Genomic DNA, 21161 nt, shown 5'->3' with positions numbered 1-21161 from the left:
CGCTTCAACTCACCCCTGCAATATTTTGTCCATCACGCGCCCCGGCAGCAGGCGTTTGAGCACCATTACCGCCCAGGTCACCAGCGTCACCGGATAGCGCATCTTCGGCTTCTCGCTAATAAAAGCATGGCGCACTTTGGCGACCACCGCTTCCGGCCCCAACGTAAAGCGGGCAGCAATGCCAGGGTTTTCGACCGGTTTATCACTTTGCGTCTGGTTGACGTTGTCGGTAAAGCGAGTACGAATAGGCCCCGGCTCAATCAGGCTGACTTTAATTCCGCTGTGGCGCAGCTCCATGCGCAGCGCGTCTGACCACGCCTCCAGCGCATATTTACTGGCCGCGTAAGCGCCACGACCCGGTGTGGAGATTAATCCCATCACCGATGAGGTCATCACAATACGCCCTTCACCGTGCGGCAACATCGCGGGTAACAGGCGCATGGTGAGCTGGTGTGCGCCGAAAAAGTTGGCGGAAAACTGCTGTTCCATCTGCGCACGGCTGATGGTGGAAAGGGGGCCATACATGCCGAATCCGGCATTGTTAAAGATCCCATACAGACAATTATCGGTCAGGGCGATCACTTCGTCGGCTGCGCGATCAACACTTTCTGGCGAATCCAGATCGATCAACACGCCGGTAAATCCCATGCTGTTCATGCGCTCAACATCATCCGGTTTCCGGCAACCTGCCAGCACATGAAAACCCTGGCGTTTTAATTCGAGCGCGCTTTCCAGGCCAATTCCACTGGAACATCCGGTAATTAAGACCGATTTTTGCATAACTTTACCTGTCAGGATCTCCGTTGCTTTATGAGTCATGATTTACTAAAGGCTGCAACTGCTTCGCCATCCAGTCGGCAATAAACGGCTGGGCGTCGCGGTTGGGATGAATACCGTCATCCTGCATCCATTGTGGCTTGAGGTAGACCTCTTCCATAAAAAAAGGCAGCAGCGGAACATCAAACTCTTTGGCGAGTTTGGGGTAAATGGCGCTAAAGGCTTCATTATAACGGCGACCATAGTTTGCAGGCAGACGTATTTGCATTAACAATGGTTCAGCGTTGGCGGCTTTGACATCCTGCAAAATCTGGCGCAGCGTTTGCTCGGTTTGCTGTGGCTGAAAACCACGCAATCCATCATTGCCGCCCAGTTCAACCAGCACCCAGCGCGGCTGATGCTGCTTCAGCAAAGCCGGAAGGCGCGCCAGCCCTTGTTGCGAGGTGTCGCCGCTGATGCTGGCATTAACTACCGACGTTTTACTCTGCCACTTATCATTCAACAAGGCAGGCCAGGCCGCGCTGGCAGACATTCGATACCCGGCGCTCAGGCTATCACCCAGAATTAATAACGTGTCCGCTGCGGCGGCACGGAAGGTTAACAGAACCAGGAACAGGAAGGGCAAATGCCAGCGGAAAACATTGTTGAAGTTCATCATCTTAAGAAGTCCGTCGGTCAGGGGGAGCATGAACTCTCCATCCTCACCGGAGTTGAGCTGGTTGTCAAACGTGGCGAAACTATCGCACTGGTGGGCGAGTCGGGATCGGGTAAATCAACCTTACTGGCGATCCTCGCCGGGCTGGATGACGGCAGCAGTGGCGAAGTGAGTCTGGTGGGACAACCGCTACATAATATGGACGAAGAAGCGCGGGCAAAGTTGCGCGCGAAGCACGTAGGCTTTGTTTTTCAATCATTTATGTTAATTCCTACCCTTAACGCGCTGGAAAACGTCGAGCTTCCGGCGCTGCTGCGCGGTGAGAGTAGCGCAGAAAGTCGTAACGGAGCGAAAGCGTTGCTCGAACAGTTAGGGTTGGGTAAACGTCTTGATCATCTTCCGGCACAGCTTTCCGGCGGCGAACAGCAACGTGTGGCGCTTGCGAGAGCCTTTAACGGTCGGCCTGATGTGCTGTTTGCCGACGAACCCACCGGCAACCTTGACCGCCAGACGGGCGATAAAATTGCCGACCTGCTGTTTTCCCTCAACCGTGAACATGGCACCACGTTGATTATGGTGACTCACGACCTGCAACTGGCGGCGCGCTGCGACCGTTGCTTACGGCTGGTTAACGGGCAGTTGCAGGAGGAAGCATGATTGCACGTTGGTTCTGGCGCGAATGGCGCTCGCCGTCGCTATTAATTGTCTGGCTGGCGCTAAGCCTGGCGGTGGCCTGCGTGCTGGCGCTGGGCAATATCAGCGATCGCATGGAGAAAGGTTTAAGCCAGCAAAGCCGGGAGTTTATGGCGGGCGATCGGGCGTTGCGCAGTTCGCGCGAAGTGCCGCAAGCGTGGCTGGAGGAAGCGCAAAAGCGCGGCCTGAAAGTCGGCAAGCAGCTGACTTTCGCCACAATGACCTTTGCAGGCGACACACCGCAGCTGGCGAACGTCAAGGCGGTGGATGATATCTACCCGATGTATGGCGATCTGCAAACTAATCCCCCTGGCCTGAAACCGCAGGCGGGCAGCGTATTGCTGGCTCCACGCCTGATGGCGCTCCTTAACCTGAAAACGGGCGACACCATTGACGTGGGCGATGCCACACTGCGGATTGCCGGAGAAGTAATTCAGGAACCGGATTCTGGTTTTAACCCCTTCCAGATGGCTCCGCGTCTGATGATGAATCTGGCGGATGTCGATAAAACCGGAGCCGTGCAGCCGGGGAGTCGGGTCACCTGGCGTTATAAATTCGGCGGCAGCGAGAACCAGCTCGATGGCTATGAGAAATGGCTGTTACCTCAGCTTAAACCCGAACAACGCTGGTACGGTCTGGAACAGGACGAAGGCGCGCTGGGGCGATCGATGGAACGCTCGCAGCAGTTCCTGCTGCTTTCGGCGCTTCTGACCTTGCTGCTGGCAGTGGCAGCGGTGGCTGTGGCGATGAATCATTACTGTCGCAGTCGCTACGATCTGGTGGCGATCCTCAAAACGCTGGGAGCAGGGCGAGCGCAACTGCGTAAGCTAATCGTCGGTCAGTGGTTGATGGTGCTGACGCTTTCAGCCGTTACCGGTGGGGCGATAGGTCTGTTGTTCGAAAACGTGTTGATGGTGCTGCTCAAGCCCGTTCTGCCTGCCGCACTACCGCCAGCCAGCCTCTGGCCGTGGCTGTGGGCGCTCGGCACCATGACGGTCATCTCGCTGCTGGTGGGGCTGCGACCGTACCGCCTGTTGCTGGCAACGCAGCCTTTACGCGTATTACGTAATGATGTGGTAGCGAACGTCTGGCCGCTGAAGTTTTATCTGCCGATTGTCAGTGTGGTGGTTGTGCTGCTGCTCGCCGGATTAATGGGTGGCAGTATGCTGCTCTGGGCGGTGCTGGCGGGCGCGGTAGTGCTGGCTTTGCTGTGCGGTGTGCTGGGCTGGATGCTGCTTAATGTATTACGCAGCATGACGCTAAAATCGCTACCTCTGCGTCTGGCAGTCAGCCGCCTGTTACGTCAGCCGTGGTCAACGTTAAGCCAGCTTTCGGCATTTTCGCTCTCCTTTATGCTGCTGGCACTGCTGCTGGTGTTGCGTGGCGATCTGCTCGACCGCTGGCAACAGCAGCTACCGCCAGAAAGCCCGAACTACTTTTTAATCAACATCGCCACAGAACAGGTTACGCCGCTAAAAGCGTTCCTCGCGGAACATCAGATAGTCCCGGAATCGTTTTATCCGGTAGTGCGGGCGCGGCTGACGGCGATTAACGGCAAGCCGACAGAAGGCAATGAAGATGAGGCGCTCAACCGCGAACTCAACCTCACCTGGCAAAATACGCGGCCCGATCATAACCCGATTGTCGCCGGTAACTGGCCGCCAAAAGCGGATGAAGTGTCGATGGAAGAGGGGCTGGCGAAACGCTTAAAAGTTACCCTCGGCGATACCGTGACTTTTATGGGCGATACCCAGGAGTTCCGCACTAAAGTGACCAGCCTGCGCAAAGTGGACTGGGAAAGTCTGCGGCCTAATTTCTATTTTATTTTCCCGGAAGGGGCGCTGGACGGGCAGCCGCAAAGCTGGCTCACCAGTTTCCGCTGGGAGAACGGCAACGGCATGTTGACGCAACTTAACCGCCAGTTCCCGACCATTAGCCTGTTAGACATTGGCGCGATTTTAAAACAGGTCGGTCAGGTGCTGGAGCAGGTAAGTCGGGCGCTGGAAGTGATGGTGGTGCTGGTCACCGCCTGCGGTATGTTGCTGTTGCTGGCGCAGGTGCAGGTGGGAATGCGTCAGCGCCATCAGGAGCTGGTGGTGTGGCGCACTCTCGGTGCGGGCAAAAAACTGCTGCGCACGACATTGTGGTGTGAGTTCGCCATGCTCGGGTTTGTTTCTGGCCTGGTAGCCGCGATTGGCGCGGAAACGGCGCTGGCGGTACTGCAATCGAAAGTGTTTGATTTCCCGTGGGAACCGGACTGGCGATTGTGGATTGTGCTGCCGTGCAGCGGTGCGCTGCTGCTGTCGCTTTTCGGCGGCTGGCTGGGCGCGCGACTGGTTAAGGGGAAGGCGCTGTTCAGGCAGTTTGCGGGGTGATGACAGGCGTAGCGCATCCGGCATGAATAGTGCGCCCTTTGGCAACAATCTGAAACCGACTGTCATGTCGGTTTTTTTATATCTGTATTCTGTTGCAATCATTCTGTTCTCACGACAATCGCCGTTTCAGAATACCGCTCATCACCGCGCCCTAACCCACGCCATCACTTCCGCCCACTCACCGCGAAAGACAACCTTTTCCGCTTTTTTCTCAAGCTGATAGCGGTACATCGGGTCGTAATACTCTTCAAGCAGTGGCACTAGCCAGGCCATATGACCGTCGGTGCTGCCGGTTGCGAGTTGCGTTGTCAGCGCCGCATCCAGCCGGGCAGCCAGTTCATTATATCGTTGTAGCCCCAGCCGACGCTTAATCGCCGAAAGACCGTGATGCAGATATTCGCAATACGCTTGCCATCCCTGTTCGTCGCCGTACGCATTGGTAAAATCATGATGCATACGCAAGAAATATTCTTCGTTCAGGCGTTCAAGACGGATCTCAAACGGGTCTTCTACCACGGCAATCGCCGCCTGGGTCATTTGCTCGCGCAGACATTCCGGCAGATGGTTTGAACCAATCATCCGGCTTTCATCTTCCAGCACCCACAGGCGCAGATCCTGACGGGCGTCAGTTTTTAGCATCTCGGCAGCCAGCAGGTTTTCAAAACTCGCCTGGCTAAGTTGCGGCTGTAACGTGCGACCAAAAGCAGAACCGCGATGGCGCGCCAGCCCTTCCAGATCGACACCGTTCGGCTGTTGCTGCACTAACAGCGTTTTACCACTGCCGGTACAACCGCCAATCAGCACTATCGGTTTTTGTGACAGTTCAATGGTCGCCTGAATCGCGGTCTGGCGCAGTGCCTTATAACCGCCTTCCACCAGCGGATAATCAATCCCCGCTTCATGCAGCCAACGTTGCACAATATGTGAACGTTGACCGCCACGGGCGCAGCAGAGAATACCTTGCGGATTTTGCAGGCACGCTGCCCGCCAGGCGTCCATGCGCTGCTGACGAATTTCACCCGCCACCAGTTTATGCCCCAGCGCCAGCGCCGCGTCTGACCCTTGCTGTTTATAGCAGGTGCCAACGGCGGCGCGTTCATCGTTATTCATTAACGGCAGGTTGATAGCGGCGGGCATTGCGCCTTGCTCAAACTCGATGGGGGCGCGAACATCAATAATGGGCGTATCAGCAATCAGCAGGGCACGATAGTCCTGTTCCGTGTGTCTCTCTTGCATAGTTAAAAGTGAACCTCAAATCAGCTTGCGCGCTATTTTACGCGCCAACGCGCGAGGAAACTTGATTTTTAACTGTGTGAGTTGCCGAAAATTTCTAAAAATCCGCTGATTTCTGGTCTGCGCTGGGTAAACAAGGTCACAATATCTTCTACCGCTTTGCCGCTACCAAATTTGCGCCATGCCAGACTCAATGGCGAAGGAGGGCGCATCGTTGGGATGACCCGGCTGACCAGTTGTTGATTATCGATCATTGACTGGCAAAGTGATTTTGGCAAAAAACCGATACCAACGCCCGCCAGATGGGCAGCGATTTTCGTCTCCATGTCCGGAACGAGAATCTCTTTTTGCCCCGGCAATCGCCAGGCGACTCGCTTTGTTAAGGTGCGGGCGCTGTCTTCAATATTGACCGCCGGAAAGCGCCGTAACTGCGCTTCTGTGAGCGGCTCTTCAACGTTCGCCAGCGGATGATCCGCCGCCATGACAAAGCGCCATTGCACCGAACCTAAAGGATCAAGGCTAAAAGTATTTGCCAGCGCCTCGGTTCCTGTGACGCCGATAGCCAGTGAAAAACCTTCGTACAATAGAGAATCCCAGACGCCCATATAGATTTGCCGGGAGATGTGAAACTGGGTAAACGGGTAACGTTCATTCAGCCACGCCAGCAATTGGGCGACGGCCTGGGGGGTGTAGAGCAGGTTGTTGATGACAATATTCACCTGGCGTTCTACGCCATCATTCACCTGTTGCAGCTCGCTGGGCATACTTTCCAGCCAGCTCAGCCAGTCTCTGGCCTGACAAAGCAGATGCTCGCCTGCCGCTGTCAATGTCACGCTGCGAGTCGTGCGGAAAAACAACGCCACCCCGGTATTCTCTTCCAGAAGTTTAATGCGATAACTGATGGTCGCCGTGGTTTTGCATAATCGTTCTGCCGCTTTTGAAAAACTTCCTGTTTCAGCAACCGCAATGAAAGTCCGCAAGGTTTCTGGATCAAACATCTTCAGGTATCCCCTTTTAAATCCGCAAGTTGCGTGATTTTGCTGTCCTTTGATTTACTTGTATTTTTACATGATAACCCTGTGTGATTTGTGGGCTAAATCTAGTTTTGGAAAAATATTCCAACTTTTGTGTTGATGTTGTTCTCTTAAGGTTTTAGATTGCCTGTTATTGAAACCAAGCTGACCGGTCGGCGCTGGTTGAACGGAATTATGTTACAAGGACAACAAGATGAAACTTCAGGTATTACCGTTAAGTCAGGAAGCCTTCAGTGCTTATGGCGACGTAATCGAAACGCAGCAACGGGATTTTTTTCATATTAACAATGGCCTGGTGGAGCGTTATCACGATTTGGCGCTGGTTGAGATTCTTGAGCAAGACCGTACTCTGATTAGCATTAACCGCGCGCAACCTGCCAGGCTGCCGCTGACCATTCACGAACTCGAACGTCATCCGCTGGGCACTCAGGCGTTTATCCCGATGAAAGGGGAAGTGTTTGTGGTGGTCGTGGCGTTAGGTGACGACAAACCAGACCTGACAACGCTGCGGGCGTTTATCACCAACGGTGAGCAGGGGGTGAATTACCATCGTAATGTCTGGCATCACCCGCTTTTCGCCTGGCAGCGCGTCACCGATTTTCTGACCATCGATCGCGGCGGCAGTGACAACTGTGATGTCGAAAGTATTCCTGAGCAGGAGCTCTGTTTTGCGTGACGCCTACAACCGACTTGCATAAGATAAACGAATTGTTCATTGTTTATGCTCACTTGTAGGTCGGAGTTAACGTAGGTATGACGGAAGTTAGACGGCGCGGCAGGCCAGGACAGGCGGAGCCTGTGGCACAGAAGGGCGCACAGGCGTTAGAGCGGGGAATTGCGATTCTGCAATATCTGGAAAAAAGTGGGGGAAGTTCGTCAGTTAGCGATATTTCTCTCAATCTGGATTTGCCGCTCTCCACGACCTTTCGCCTGCTGAAGGTTTTACAGGCAGCGGATTTTGTCTATCAGGACAGTCAGTTAGGCTGGTGGCATATAGGATTAGGTGTTTTTAACGTCGGTGCGGCGTACATCCATAACCGCGATGTCCTCTCCGTCGCCGGGCCGTTTATGCGCCGCCTGATGTTACTTTCCGGCGAAACGGTCAATGTCGCGATTCGTAACGGCAATGAAGCAGTATTAATTGGTCAGTTAGAGTGTAAATCGATGGTCAGGATGTGTGCGCCGCTGGGCAGTCGTCTGCCGTTACATGCTTCCGGCGCAGGCAAGGCGCTGCTTTATCCGCTGGCGGAAGAGGAGCTGATGAGCATCATCCTGCAAACCGGTTTGCAGCAGTTTACGCCAACTACGCTTGTGGATATGCCCACCTTGCTGAAGGATCTGGAACAAGCGCGTGAACTGGGCTATACCGTAGATAAAGAAGAGCATGTTGTTGGCCTGAATTGCATAGCTTCAGCAATTTACGATGATGTGGGTAGTGTTGTTGCCGCTATCTCCATCTCCGGGCCTTCATCAAGACTGACAGAAGATCGTTTTGTCAGTCAGGGTGAGCTGGTCAGAGACACCGCCCGCGATATCAGCACGGCGTTGGGACTGAAAGCACATCCATAGTGTCTGTCGCATCCCGCTCTGCGGAGCGGGTTTTTTTGACAAAATTTGAAAGTTGGAAAATTTTTCCAATTAATTGAGGTAGGAAGAAAATGGCAAAAATGAGAGCCGTTGACGCGGCAATGTATGTGCTGGAGAAAGAAGGTATCACCACCGCCTTCGGCGTTCCGGGAGCAGCAATCAATCCTTTCTATTCAGCGATGCGTAAGCACGGCGGTATTCGTCACATTCTGGCGCGTCACGTGGAAGGTGCGTCGCACATGGCGGAAGGCTACACCCGCGCAACGGCAGGGAATATCGGCGTATGTCTGGGAACATCGGGACCAGCAGGCACTGACATGATCACCGCGCTCTATTCCGCTTCTGCTGATTCCATTCCTATTTTGTGCATTACCGGCCAGGCTCCGCGCGCCCGTTTGCATAAAGAAGATTTCCAGGCCGTTGATATTGAAGCAATTGCTAAACCGGTCAGTAAAATGGCGGTTACAGTACGTGAAGCGGCGCTGGTGCCTCGTGTGCTGCAACAGGCATTTCACCTGATGCGTTCTGGTCGTCCGGGGCCGGTACTGGTGGATTTACCGTTCGACGTTCAGGTAGCGGAAATCGAGTTTGATCCTGATATGTACGAACCGCTGCCGGTCTACAAACCTGCTGCCAGCCGTATGCAGATCGAAAAAGCCGTAGAAATGTTAATCCAGGCTGAGCGTCCAGTGATCGTTGCCGGGGGCGGGGTTATCAATGCTGACGCAGCCGCGCTGTTACAACAGTTTGCTGAACTGACCAGCGTTCCGGTGATCCCAACGCTGATGGGCTGGGGCTGTATCCCGGACGATCATGAACTGATGGCCGGGATGGTGGGTCTGCAAACTGCGCATCGTTACGGTAACGCAACATTGCTGGCGTCCGACATGGTGTTTGGTATCGGTAACCGTTTTGCCAACCGTCATACCGGTTCGGTAGAGAAATACACCGAAGGGCGCAAAATCGTCCATATCGATATTGAACCGACGCAAATTGGCCGCGTACTGTGCCCGGATCTGGGTATTGTCTCCGACGCCAAAGCGGCACTGACGCTGCTGGTTGAAGTGGCGCAGGAGATGCAAAAAGCCGGTCGTCTGCCGTGTCGTAAAGAGTGGGTCGCCGACTGCCAGCAGCGCAAACGCACTTTGCTGCGTAAAACTCACTTCGACAACGTGCCGGTGAAACCGCAGCGCGTGTATGAAGAGATGAACAAAGCCTTTGGTCGCGATGTTTGCTATGTCACCACCATCGGTCTGTCACAAATCGCTGCGGCGCAAATGCTGCATGTCTTTAAAGACCGTCACTGGATCAACTGTGGTCAGGCAGGCCCGCTGGGCTGGACCATTCCGGCGGCGCTGGGTGTGTGTGCGGCTGATCCAGAGCGTAATGTGGTGGCGATTTCCGGTGACTTCGACTTCCAGTTCCTGATTGAAGAATTAGCCGTTGGCGCACAGTTCAATATTCCGTACATCCATGTGCTGGTTAATAACGCCTATCTCGGCCTGATTCGTCAGTCGCAGCGTGCATTTGATATGGATTACTGCGTACAGCTTGCGTTTGAAAATATTAACTCCAGTGATGTGAACGGTTATGGCGTTGACCACGTGAAAGTGGCAGAAGGTTTAGGTTGTAAAGCGATTCGCGTTTTCAAACCGGAAGATATTGCACCGGCCTTTGAACAAGCGAAAGTCTTAATGAATCAGTACCGAGTCCCGGTGGTGGTGGAAATTATGCTGGAGCGAGTAACCAATATTTCGATGGGTAGCGAACTGGATAACGTTATGGAATTTGAAGATATCGCCGATAACGCAGCGGACGCGCCGACTGAAACCTGCTTCATGCACTATGAATAAGGGAGATAAATAATGTTACGTTTCTCTGCTAATTTATCGATGTTATTTGGCGAATATGATTTTCTCGCCCGTTTTGAGAAAGCCGCGCAGTGTGGTTTTCGCGGCGTTGAATTTATGTTCCCTTATGACTACGACATTGAAGAGTTAAAACAGGTGCTGGCGAGTAATAAACTCGAGCATACGCTGCATAATTTACCTGCGGGTGACTGGGCGGCGGGCGAGCGGGGTATTGCCTGTATTCCTGGCCGTGAAGAAGAGTTTCGTGATGGCGTAGCAGCGGCGATTCGTTATGCCCGTGCGCTGGGTAATAAAAAAATCAACTGTCTGGTCGGTAAAACTCCGGCGGGTTTCAGCAGTGAACAGATTCACGCAACGCTTGTGGAAAACCTGCGTTATGCCGCGAATATGTTGATGAAAGAAGATATTTTATTACTGATTGAACCTATCAACCATTTCGATATCCCTGGTTTCCATCTCACCGGAACTCAGCAGGCGCTGAAACTGATTGATGATGTAGGCTGCTGCAATTTGAAAATTCAGTATGACATTTATCATATGCAGAGGATGGAAGGTGAATTAACCAACACCATGACCCAATGGGCCGATAAAATTGGTCACCTGCAAATCGCCGATAATCCACATCGTGGCGAACCGGGAACCGGAGAAATTAATTACGATTATCTCTTTAAGGTAATTGAAAATTCTGACTACAACGGTTGGGTTGGCTGTGAATATAAACCCAGAACCACCACGGAAGCCGGTTTAGGCTGGATGAAACCGTACCGTTAAAACGTAACGCTGTTCAGACAATGCTTTTTTAGGCCGCTACGTCGGCAGGGGATCGCGTTGTCTGAATTCAGGAAAAGCGACATTTAAAAGAGGCTAAATATGAAACTGGGATTTATTGGCTTAGGCATTATGGGTACTCCGATGGCCATTAATCTGGCGCGCGCCGGTCATCAACTGCATGTCACAACTATTGGTTCGGTTGCTGATGAATTACTGTCACTCGGTGCCGTCAGCGTTGACACTGCGCGCCAGGTAACAGAAGCGTCAGACATCATTTTTATTATGGTACCGGATACGCCACAGGTTGAAGAAGTTCTGTTTGGTGAAAATGGCTGCACCAAAGCGTCTCTGAAGGGCAAAACCATTGTTGATATGAGCTCCATTTCACCGATTGAAACTAAACGTTTCGCCCGTCAGGTGAATGAACTGGGCGGCGATTATCTCGACGCGCCAGTCTCCGGCGGCGAAATCGGCGCCCGTGAAGGGACATTGTCAATTATGGTTGGTGGCGACGAAGCGGTATTTGAACGTGTTAAACCGCTGTTTGAACTGCTCGGTAAAAATATCACCCTCGTGGGCGGTAACGGCGACGGTCAGACCTGTAAAGTAGCAAACCAGATTATCGTGGCGCTCAATATTGAAGCGGTTTCTGAAGCCCTGCTGTTTGCATCGAAAGCCGGTGCCGATCCGGTGCGTGTGCGCCAGGCGCTGATGGGCGGCTTTGCTTCCTCGCGCATTCTGGAAGTTCACGGTGAGCGAATGATTAAACGCACCTTTAATCCGGGCTTCAAAATCGCTCTGCACCAGAAAGATCTCAACCTGGCGCTGCAAAGTGCGAAAGCACTGGCGCTGAATCTGCCAAACACCGCAACCTGCCAGGAGTTATTTAATACCTGTGCGGCAAACGGCGGCAGCCAGTTGGATCACTCTGCATTAGTGCAGGCGCTGGAGTTAATGGCGAATCATAAACTCGCCTGATAAAAAGGCATCGTTGCCGATAAAGCCTCGATGCCTGCAATAAAAATGGCCGATATCAAATAATTGATTCGGCCAGCAGTAAAAAAAGAAAGCAGCCAACGACGTTGCTTCAGTATTAAAAATTATTTTTTATTTTATTAGTTCCTCATGGCTAGATTAAAACAGCGTTATTCGATACGTGAAATTAAGAGGGATTTATGGAACATCAGAGAAAACTATTCCAGCAACGCGGATATAGCGAAGATTTATTACCGAAAACACAAAGTCAACGTACCTGGAAAACATTTAACTACTTTACCTTATGGATGGGTTCGGTTCATAACGTTCCCAATTATGTAATGGTCGGCGGCTTTTTTATTTTCGGCTTGTCTACTTTTAGTATTATGCTGGCAATTATCCTTAGCGCCTTTTTTATAGCTGCGGTAATGGTATTAAACGGTGCTGCGGGCAGTAAATACGGCGTGCCTTTTGCTATGATCCTGCGAGCTTCGTATGGCGTGCGTGGCGCACTGTTTCCCGGACTGTTAAGAGGCGGGATTGCCGCCATCATGTGGTTTGGTTTGCAGTGTTATGCTGGATCGCTGGCCTGCTTGATCCTGATTGGCAAAATCTGGCCGGGATTTTTAACTCTCGGCGGTGATTTTACCCTGTTAGGGCTTTCTCTACCGGGCTTAATCACTTTCTTACTCTTCTGGCTGGTTAACGTTGGTATTGGTTTTGGCGGTGGCAAAGTTTTAAATAAATTCACCGCTATTCTTAACCCGTGCATCTATATCGTCTTCGGCGGTATGGCAATTTGGGCGATTTCGCTGGTAGGGATTGCTCCAATCTTTGACTACATTCCTGGCGGTATTCAGAAAGCAGAAAATAGTGGCTTCCTGTTCCTGGTGGTGATCAACGCGGTGGTTGCGGTCTGGGCGGCACCGGCGGTGAGCGCATCAGACTTTACGCAAAACGCTCACTCTTTCCGTGAGCAGGCGCTGGGGCAAACGCTCGGTTTGGTTGTGGCCTATATTCTGTTTGCGGTCGCCGGGGTATGTATTATTGCCGGAGCCAGTATTCATTACGGCGCTGACACCTGGAACGTGCTGGATATTGTTCAGCGTTGGGACAGCCTGTTTGCCTCGTTCTTTGCGGTACTGGTTATTCTGATGACAACCATCTCCACTAACGCCACCGGTAATATTATTCCGGCTGGTTATCAGATTGCCGCTATTGCACCGACGAAACTGACCTATAAAAACGGTGTACTGATTGCCAGTATTATCAGCCTGCTGATCTGCCCGTGGAAATTAATGGAAAACCAGGACAGTATTTATTTGTTCCTCGATATTATCGGTGGGATGTTGGGGCCGGTAATTGGTGTGATGATGGCGCATTATTTCGTAGTAATGCGCGGGCAAATTAATCTTGATGAACTGTACACCGCACCAGGTGATTTTAAATATTACGATAACGGTTTTAACCTCACTGCATTCTCAGTCACTCTGGTGGCGGTTATTTTATCTCTCGGCGGTAAATTTATTCCGGTCATGGAGCCGTTATCGCGTGTTTCATGGTTTGTCGGCGTCATCGTCGCCTTTGCGGCCTACGCTTTATTAAAGAAACGCACAGCAGTAGAAAAAACAGGAGAGCAAAAAGTCACAGGTTAATTAATCCCGATATTGAACATTGAGTTAAAAAACAATCTGTATTTTACAAGGAGTTTGTTATGTCTTTTGATTTAATTATTAAAAACGGCACCGTCATTTTAGAAAACGAAGCTCGCGTTGTAGATATCGCCGTTAAAGGCGGAAAAATTGCCGCTATCGGTCAGGATCTGGGCGATGCAAAAGAAGTTATGGATGCGTCTGGTCTGGTGGTTTCTCCGGGCATGGTCGATGCGCACAGCCATATTTCTGAACCGGGTCGTAGCCACTGGGAAGGTTATGAAACCGGCACTCGCGCAGCGGCAAAAGGCGGTATCACCACCATGATCGAAATGCCGCTCAACCAGTTGCCAGCAACCGTTGATCGCGCATCGATTGAACTGAAGTTCGACGCCGCTAAAGGTAAGTTGACTGTCGATGCGGCACAACTGGGAGGCCTGGTCTCTTACAACATCGACCGTCTGCACGAACTGGATGAAGTGGGCGTTGTCGGCTTCAAATGCTTCGTTGCGACCTGTGGCGATCGTGGTATCGACAACGACTTCCGTGACGTAAACGACTGGCAGTTCTTCAAAGGCGCGCAGAAGCTGGGCGAAATGGGGCAGCCGGTGCTGGTGCACTGCGAAAACGCTCTGATCTGTGATGAACTGGGCGAAGAAGCGAAGCGTGAAGGTCGCGTAACCGCACATGATTATGTGGCTTCTCGTCCGGTATTTACCGAAGTGGAAGCGATTCGCCGCGTACTGTACCTGGCGAAAGTTGCCGGTTGCCGTCTGCACGTTTGCCACATCAGCAGCCCGGAAGGTGTTGAGGAAGTGACTCGTGCGCGTCAGGAAGGTCAGGATGTTACCTGTGAATCCTGCCCGCATTACTTTGTGCTGGATACCGATCAGTTCGAAGAAATTGGCACCCTGGCGAAGTGTTCACCGCCGATCCGCGATCTGGAAAACCAGAAAGGCATGTGGGAAAAACTGTTTAACGGTGAAATCGACTGCCTGGTTTCCGACCACTCTCCATGCCCGCCGGAAATGAAAGCCGGTAACATCATGAAAGCATGGGGCGGTATCGCCGGTCTGCAAAGCTGCATGGACGTGATGTTCGATGAAGCAGTACAGAAACGCGGTATGTCTCTGGCCATGTTCGGCAAATTAATGGCGACTAATGCAGCAGATATCTTCGGTCTGCAGCAAAAAGGTCGTATCGCCCCAGGAAAAGATGCCGACTTTGTCTTCATTCAACCGAATAGCAGCTATGTTCTTACCAATGACGATTTGGAATATCGCCACAAAGTCAGCCCGTATGTTGGCCGAACCATTGGCGCGCGTATCACGAAAACCATCTTACGTGGTGATGTGATTTACGACATCGAACAGGGCTTCCCTGTTGCGCCGAAAGGTCAATTTATCCTTAAACATCAGCAGTAATCTGGCCCCTGCAATGCCCGCCTTCGCGGCGGGCATTCTCCGGTTAAGGTGTGTTTATGTTCAATTTTGCAGTGAGCCGCGAAAGCCTGTTATCAGGATTTCAGTGGTTTTTCTTTATTTTTTGCAACACGGTTGTGGTTCCTCCTACGCTGCTTTCGGCTTTTCAGTTGCCGCAAAGTAGTCTGCTTACGCTCACCCAATATGCTTTTCTTGCTACTGCACTGGCCTGCTTCGCTCAGGCGTTCTGCGGTCATCGTCGCGCTATTATGGAAGGGCCAGGCGGCCTGTGGTGGGGAACTATCCTCACTATCACCCTTGGCGAAGCATCGCGCGGAACGCCTGTCAATGATATCGCCACCAGTCTGGCGGTGGGGATTGCGATTTCCGGCGTGCTGACGATATTGATTGGACTTAGTGGATTAGGTCATCGCCTTGCGCGGTTGTTTACTCCGACGGTGATGGTGCTGTTTATGCTGATGCTGGGCGCGCAGCTGACTACTATCTTTTTCAAAGGTATGCTCGGGCTGCCGTTTGGCATAGCCGACCCGAATTTTAAAATTCAGTTACCGCCGTTCGCGCTCTCGGTGGCGGTGATGTGCCTGGTACTGGGGATGATTATCTTCCTGCCGCAACGTTTTGCCCGTTACGGCCTGTTGGTCGGCACGATAACCGGCTGGTTGTTGTGGTACTTTTGCTTTCCTTCTTCGCATTCGCTCTCCGGTGAGTTGCACTGGCAGTGGTTCCCGCTCGGCAGTGGCGGTGCGTTGTCGCCGGGAATTATTCTGACGGCGGTGATTACAGGTCTGGTGAATATCAGTAATACCTACGGTGCGATTCGGGGCACGGATGTTTTTTATCCGCAGCAGGGCGCGGGGAATACGCGTTATCGTCGCAGCTTTGTGGCAACCGGATTTATGACGCTGATAACCGTGCCGCTGGCGGTAATACCATTCTCGCCGTTTGTTTCATCCATTGGTTTATTAACCCAGACTGGCGATTACACGCGGCGTTCGTTTATTTATGGCAGCGTTATTTGCCTGCTGGTGGCACTGGTTCCGGCACTCACGCGACTATTTTGCAGTATCCCTTTACCAGTGAGTAGCGCGGTCATGCTGGTTTCTTATCTGCCTTTACTCTTTTCCGCGCTGGTGTTTAGTCAGCAAATAACGTTTACCGCGCGCAATATTTATCGACTCGCATTGCCGTTATTTGTCGGCATATTTTTAATGGCATTACCGCCTGTGTATCTGCAAGACCTTCCATTAACGCTTCGTCCTCTGCTCAGTAACGGCTTACTGGTCGGAATTTTACTGGCTGTTCTTATGGATAACCTTATTCCGTGGGAACGCATCGAATAATTTGTTGAAAAAGGATTGATAATGAAGATTGTCATTGCGCCAGACTCGTTTAAAGAGAGCTTAAGTGCAGAAAAATGTTGTCAGGCAATTAAAGCCGGGTTTTCGACCCTCTTTCCCGATGCGCACTATATCTGTTTGCCAATAGCAGATGGCGGCGAAGGAACGGTGGATGCGATGGTTGCCGCGACGGGCGGCAACATCGTGACGCTCGAAGTCTGTGGGCCGATGGGCGAAAAAGTGAATGCTTTTTATGGCCTTACCGGCGACGGGAAAACGGCGGTGATTGAGATGGCGGCAGCAAGTGGCCTGATGCTGGTCGCGCCTGAAAAGCGTAATCCGTTGCTGGCGTCAAGTTATGGCACCGGCGAGCTGATTCGTCATGCGCTGGATAACGGCATTCGCCATATTATTCTCGGCATTGGCGGCAGCGCGACGGTAGACGGTGGTATGGGCATGGCGCAGGCGCTCGGTGTGCGTTTCATTGATGCCGACGGTCAGGCGCTGGCGGCAAACGGCGGCAATTTAGCGCGTGTGGCAAGCATTGAGATGGAGGAATGCGATCCGCGTCTGGCGAGCTGTCATATTGAAGTGGCGTGTGATGTTGATAACCCGCTGGTAGGGGCACGCGGCGCGGCGGCGGTGTTTGGCCCGCAAAAAGGGGCAACGCCGGAGATGGTCGAAGAGCTGGAGCAGGGGCTGCAAAATTTCGCCCGTGTTTTGCAGCAGCAAACGGAAATCAATGTCTGCCAGATGGCGGGCGGCGGCGCGGCGGGCGGTATGGGTATTGCGGCGGCGGTATTTCTCAATGCGGATATTAAACCGGGTATTGAGATTGTACTGCGGGCGGTCAACCTGGAGCAGGCGGTGCAGGGGGCGGCGCTGGTGATCACCGGGGAAGGGCGCATCGACTCGCAAACGGCAGGCGGTAAAGCGCCGCTGGGCGTGGCGTCGGTGGCGAAGCAGTTTAATGTACCGGTGATTGGGATTGCTGGCGTATTGGGTGATGGCGTGGAAGTGGTGCACCAGTACGGCATTGACGCGGTGTTCAGCATTTTGCCACGTCTGGCACCTTTAGCCGAAGTGCTCGCCAGTGGTGAAACCAATCTCTTCAACAGCGCGCGAAATATTGCCAGCGCCATTAAAATAGGTCAGGGAATTAAACCCTGATTCTTACCTTTAAAGCGGATGCGGTTCATATCGCATCTGCTTCTGATTGCTACGAGCATGGCTTTCCCCCTCTCCCCAAAGGGGCGAGGGGATTGTCTGTGCGGTTTTCAGCCTGAAGCGGATGCATTTTATCCCGCATCTGTTTTTTACCTGAATTTACCGCAAAAAAAGCCACGGTATAAACCGTGGCAAAATCCAACATAGCTAAAAATAATCAGGCGAGTGGTATGACTTAAATTTCTACGTCGCGGTTGCAATCTTTCGAGTAAATATAGCTGAACGCTTCACCACGCCCTACGCCATAACCGGCCTGTAAAGAATAAGCGCCCATAAAGATGTAATCGCCTTTTTTTACCGGGATCCAGTTATTATCGAGGTTATAAACTCCCTGACCGGAAAGAATATAAGCACCGTGCTCCTGAACGTGGGTTTCGATATAACCGTGGCTGGCACCTGGCGCAAAAGAGAGGATATGCATATTCATATCAAAACCTAACTCTTTGGGCAGAAAATCCAGCAGAATAACATCGTCCATGCCTTCATAATGAATGTGTTCCAGTTCGCTGGCATTGCCAGAAACCAGCCACGGCGCATGACCTTCTACCGGAACATAGCGGCGCTTATACAAGAAGATTTGGCTGTCTTCGGCCTGGGCATTAACAAACGTCATTAAGGAGCCTGGCGGGCAATAAAGATAGCCACCTTCGCTTAAGGCAAATGTTTTTCCTTCGGCTTCGGCAGTGATATTTCCAGAAATGACATACAGGAACGTTTCAATTCCTTCTCCGCCGAATCCCTGCTGATTACCGCCGTTTTGATGCAGCGTCACCAGATAATCGACAAACGTAGCGCCAAGCTTTGGTGTGGACAGGATTGTCGCGTCACAATTTTCAAAGCCAGGAATAATATTTTTTACCAGACCATCCGGGGTTAACAGCGCGAAATTACCGTGTTTAACAATCGCACGGTTAGCCAGTAAATCATCGCGGTAACCGGTGACGTTATTTAAATATCCCATTTATAACTCCTTATTTCTGCCAGGCAAGTTGATAAAGCATGAGTGCCAACGTTTTGACCCCTTCGGCAAGGTCGGTAATATTGGTGCGTTCCGCCGGGTTATGGCTGATCCCGTTAATGCTGGGAATGAAAATCATGCAGGTCGGCACGCGAGGCGCGAAAATTTGCGCATCGTGCCCGGCACCACTGTGCATCACCCGGTAATTCAGTTTTTCTGTTTCACACAGTTCCGTCAGGGTGGTGACCAGCTCTTCGTTCATCGGCACCGGTTCTTCGTCCATCCATAAATCGATATCAATACCAATGTCCATTTCATCGCAAATCGCCCGCATGTCGTTTTCTAACTGTTGGGTGAAATCGCGCAGCACGGCAGCGTCGGTGTGACGACAATCAATGGTGAACGTGGTTTTACCCGGCACTACGTTAACCGTATTTGGGCGCGGCTCCACTTTGCCAAAGGTCAGCACCAGCGGATCGCCCATCTTTTTCGCTTTGGCTACGGACTGATTGCAAATGCGGCTAAACGCATAAACCGTGTCACGACGATAGCCCATCGGCGTGGTGCCTGCATGGTTTGATTCGCCGTTCAGCGTCACCGTATAGCGACGTTGCCCGACAATTGCATTCACCACGCCAATTGACTGCCCATTACTTTCCAGCACACAGCCCTGTTCGATATGCAGTTCGACAAAGGCTTGAATATCCTGACGCGGAGTTAGTGGGGCGTTCGGCAGAGTGAATCCGCAAGCCTTCATCGCATCGACAAAACTATTTCCTTTGGCATCACAGATATTCCGCACGTCGTCAGGATTCGCCAGCCCAAAGATATTTTTACTGCCCCAGAAGACATACGGGAAGCGGCTGCCTTCTTCTTCCGCCATCGCCACCACTTCGACAGTACGTAGCGGCGCGCCGTATTGTGTTTTCAGCCAGTCAATTGCCAGCCACGCCGCCAGTGCGCCGAATTGCCCGTCGAGGTTACCGCCGTTAACCACGGTATCGATATGCGAACCGCTCAGAACCACTTCCTGTGGATATTCGCTGCCACTCAGGCGACCGTATAAATTCCCCACGTCATCGAAACGTGTTTCCAGCCCACTTGCTGCCATTCTTTTTTTAAATTGCTGCTGGGTTTCCAGTCATTCCGGCGAATAAAGTAAACGGGTCATCCCACCCGTTGGATCCGCGCCAAAAGAGGAAAGCCAGGGCAGCGTTTCTTCTATAGCGTGACGAAAATGTGTAATCATAAGAAAGTCCTGTCTCAATAATTATTGCGCAAAGGGATTTTTCGTTTCGTATGACGTGTTATAAAGCGCGTCGGAAATTAAATACTGGTAAATGTCATCAACAATTTCGATGCCTTCGACGGCGGCTTTTTGTTGTTTAATATCCTGATCCTGACCGGGATAATAAACCTGGTTAAAACCGGGCGCGGGGGTAATGGCATTTAATTCACGCATGGTCTGGCTAAGATGTTGACGGAATATTTCGCTGGAGGAGAAAAAGTTCGGGTTAATAACTACATGTAATTGCCCCAAATTACGCCCGGCGTGTAAATCGTCATACATCGAACTAACCTGTCGCCCGAACGGTAAGCCGAGTAACACGCCTGAGAGGACGTCAATCATCATCATCAGGCCATACCCTTTCGGCCCAGCGGCGGGGAGCAGAGCATGTACCGCGAACGGATCGGTTGTTGGTGCACCGTTTTTATCGACCGCCCAGGTATCCGGGATAGACATATTACGCGAGCGGGCGTCGAGCACTTTTCCCCATGCCTGTACGGTAGTCGCCATATCAAAGGTAAGGATCTCGTTGCCTTCTCCCGGCGCGGCAAAGGCCAGTGGGTTAGTACCGTAGTAAATTTCCGCGCCGCCAAACGGCACCACCATTGGATCGGACTGGCACATCGAAATACCAATTAATCCGGCGCGAGCTGCCTGCTGCACAAAGTAAGAGATTGCGCCGCTGTGACCCATCCGGCTGATACCGACCACCGCAACGCCATTTTGTTGTGCTGTTTTAATGGCATGTTCCATGCCCATTTTCGCGGCGACCTGCCCGGCGGCATTGTCGGCATGTAAAATTGCCGAACACGGTCCCGTCTCTTCAAGACGGAACTCCGGTTCGCGGTTGGTGCCGCCTTTTGAAATACGTTCTGCGTAGTATTCCACGCGTACCGCGCCATGAGAGTGGATCCCTCTGGCATCGGCATAAACCAATACTTCAGCCACGGTTGCAGCGTGCTCACGTTTTAATCCAGCCTGGCAGAGTTTATTCTCGATTAGCTGGTGGAGTGTTTCCCGACTGATTTTCATCTGTCTTCCTTTTTAACGACGGTGTGAAGCATGACTGCAATTAACATACAGGGAAAATATCTGGATTATGTGATCCAGACAGGCAAAAAAATATAGTTAGAATTTATTTGATAATCCGCGCACTTTTGGTTTGTTTTTTAAAATAACCCTGCTTGTTAAAAATTAGCAGATAATAGTCTGGCGGTTATTTGAATTCTTTTGCTAATAATTCCTGTGTGATATTCATCACCTTATTTTTCATCGGTCATCGATAC

At 51.9% G+C, this 21161-nt stretch carries 17 protein-coding genes and 1 pseudogene; 11 read left to right on the top strand and 7 right to left on the bottom strand.

Translation table 11 applies throughout. The features are described 5' to 3' along the window. Positions 1-9: 9 nt before the first annotated feature. Positions 10-819, bottom strand: coding sequence for an NADP(+)-dependent aldehyde reductase (gene ybbO / locus LG381_RS20345; RefSeq protein WP_000148958.1), 810 nt, complete (start codon positions 817-819; stop codon positions 10-12). Then, the gene (gene tesA / locus LG381_RS20340) at positions 809-1432 is read right to left on the bottom strand and encodes a multifunctional acyl-CoA thioesterase I/protease I/lysophospholipase L1 (protein WP_001295836.1); all 624 of its coding nucleotides are present in this window, start codon (positions 1430-1432) and stop codon (positions 809-811) included. The genes ybbO and tesA overlap by 11 nt, the downstream gene beginning before the upstream one ends. Between tesA and ybbA the strand changes: the two genes are divergently transcribed. Both ybbA and ybbP read left to right on the top strand, forming a co-directional pair. Then, the gene (gene ybbA / locus LG381_RS20335; protein WP_001110573.1) at positions 1403-2089 is read left to right on the top strand and encodes a putative ABC transporter ATP-binding protein YbbA; all 687 of its coding nucleotides are present in this window, start codon (positions 1403-1405) and stop codon (positions 2087-2089) included. The two genes, tesA and ybbA, sit on opposite strands and share 30 nt — an antisense overlap. Beyond that, positions 2086-4500, top strand: a complete 2415-nt coding sequence (gene ybbP / locus LG381_RS20330) for a putative ABC transporter permease subunit YbbP (RefSeq protein WP_225762854.1) — start codon at positions 2086-2088, stop codon at positions 4498-4500. Before ybbA ends, ybbP begins: the two co-directional genes overlap by 4 nt. 141 nt (positions 4501-4641) lie before the next feature. Here ybbP and mnmH read toward each other — a convergent pair whose 3' ends face one another. After that, on the bottom strand, positions 4642-5736 hold the full coding sequence (gene mnmH / locus LG381_RS20325) for a tRNA 2-selenouridine(34) synthase MnmH (RefSeq protein WP_225762853.1): 1095 nt from the start codon (positions 5734-5736) through the stop codon (positions 4642-4644). 68 nt (positions 5737-5804) lie between these two features. Beyond that, positions 5805-6731, bottom strand: coding sequence for an HTH-type transcriptional activator AllS (gene allS / locus LG381_RS20320; RefSeq protein ID WP_137326283.1), 927 nt, complete (start codon positions 6729-6731; stop codon positions 5805-5807). A 229-nt stretch (positions 6732-6960) separates the two neighbouring features. Between allS and allA the strand changes: the two genes are divergently transcribed. The 9 genes from allA (at position 6961) to glxK (ending at position 17572) form a co-directional block, all read left to right on the top strand. Next, positions 6961-7443: an ureidoglycolate lyase gene (gene allA / locus LG381_RS20315; protein WP_000776394.1), complete on the top strand. Its 483-nt coding sequence runs from the start codon at positions 6961-6963 to the stop codon at positions 7441-7443. Between the two features lie 77 nt (positions 7444-7520). Beyond that, positions 7521-8336, top strand: coding sequence for an HTH-type transcriptional repressor AllR (gene allR / locus LG381_RS20310; protein ID WP_000141275.1), 816 nt, complete (start codon positions 7521-7523; stop codon positions 8334-8336). A gap of 89 nt (positions 8337-8425) precedes the next feature. Then, entirely contained in the window at positions 8426-10207 is a 1782-nt protein-coding gene (gene gcl / locus LG381_RS20305; protein WP_001096879.1) for a glyoxylate carboligase, read from the top strand. 12 nt (positions 10208-10219) lie between these two features. After that, on the top strand, positions 10220-10996 hold the full coding sequence (gene hyi / locus LG381_RS20300) for a hydroxypyruvate isomerase (protein WP_105281317.1): 777 nt from the start codon (positions 10220-10222) through the stop codon (positions 10994-10996). 99 nt (positions 10997-11095) lie between these two features. Then, positions 11096-11974, top strand: a complete 879-nt coding sequence (glxR, locus tag LG381_RS20295) for a 2-hydroxy-3-oxopropionate reductase (protein ID WP_105281318.1) — start codon at positions 11096-11098, stop codon at positions 11972-11974. Positions 11975-12171: 197 nt separating this feature from the next. Beyond that, a complete protein-coding gene (locus LG381_RS20290; RefSeq protein ID WP_225762852.1) occupies positions 12172-13626 on the top strand; it encodes a putative allantoin permease in 1455 nt (484 codons plus the stop codon). 59 nt (positions 13627-13685) lie between these two features. Further along, entirely contained in the window at positions 13686-15047 is a 1362-nt protein-coding gene (allB, locus tag LG381_RS20285) for an allantoinase AllB (protein WP_000006875.1), read from the top strand. A 56-nt stretch (positions 15048-15103) separates the two neighbouring features. Then, positions 15104-16405: a uracil/xanthine transporter gene (locus LG381_RS20280; RefSeq protein ID WP_085460480.1), complete on the top strand. Its 1302-nt coding sequence runs from the start codon at positions 15104-15106 to the stop codon at positions 16403-16405. 21 nt (positions 16406-16426) lie between these two features. Then, positions 16427-17572, top strand: a complete 1146-nt coding sequence (gene glxK / locus LG381_RS20275) for a glycerate 3-kinase (RefSeq protein ID WP_225762851.1) — start codon at positions 16427-16429, stop codon at positions 17570-17572. Positions 17573-17804: 232 nt separating this feature from the next. On the opposite strand, the gene allE is transcribed toward glxK, so the two are convergent. The 3 genes and pseudogenes from allE to allD all read right to left on the bottom strand — a co-directional run bounded on the left by allE (position 17805) and on the right by allD (position 20907). Further along, entirely contained in the window at positions 17805-18590 is a 786-nt protein-coding gene (allE, locus tag LG381_RS20270) for a (S)-ureidoglycine aminohydrolase (RefSeq protein WP_225762850.1), read from the bottom strand. Between the two features lie 10 nt (positions 18591-18600). After that, positions 18601-19836, bottom strand: a pseudogene (gene allC / locus LG381_RS20265) (allantoate deiminase). Positions 19837-19857: 21 nt separating this feature from the next. Next, positions 19858-20907, bottom strand: a complete 1050-nt coding sequence (gene allD, locus LG381_RS20260) for an ureidoglycolate dehydrogenase (protein WP_225762849.1) — start codon at positions 20905-20907, stop codon at positions 19858-19860. Between the last annotated feature and the right edge of the window lie 254 nt (positions 20908-21161).

The sequence above is a fragment of the Escherichia sp. Marseille-Q3837 genome (assembly GCF_916618735.1).
Classification (GTDB): Bacteria; Pseudomonadota; Gammaproteobacteria; order Enterobacterales; family Enterobacteriaceae; genus Escherichia; species Escherichia ruysiae.
This window is presented reverse-complemented; position numbering and strand designations above follow the sequence as displayed.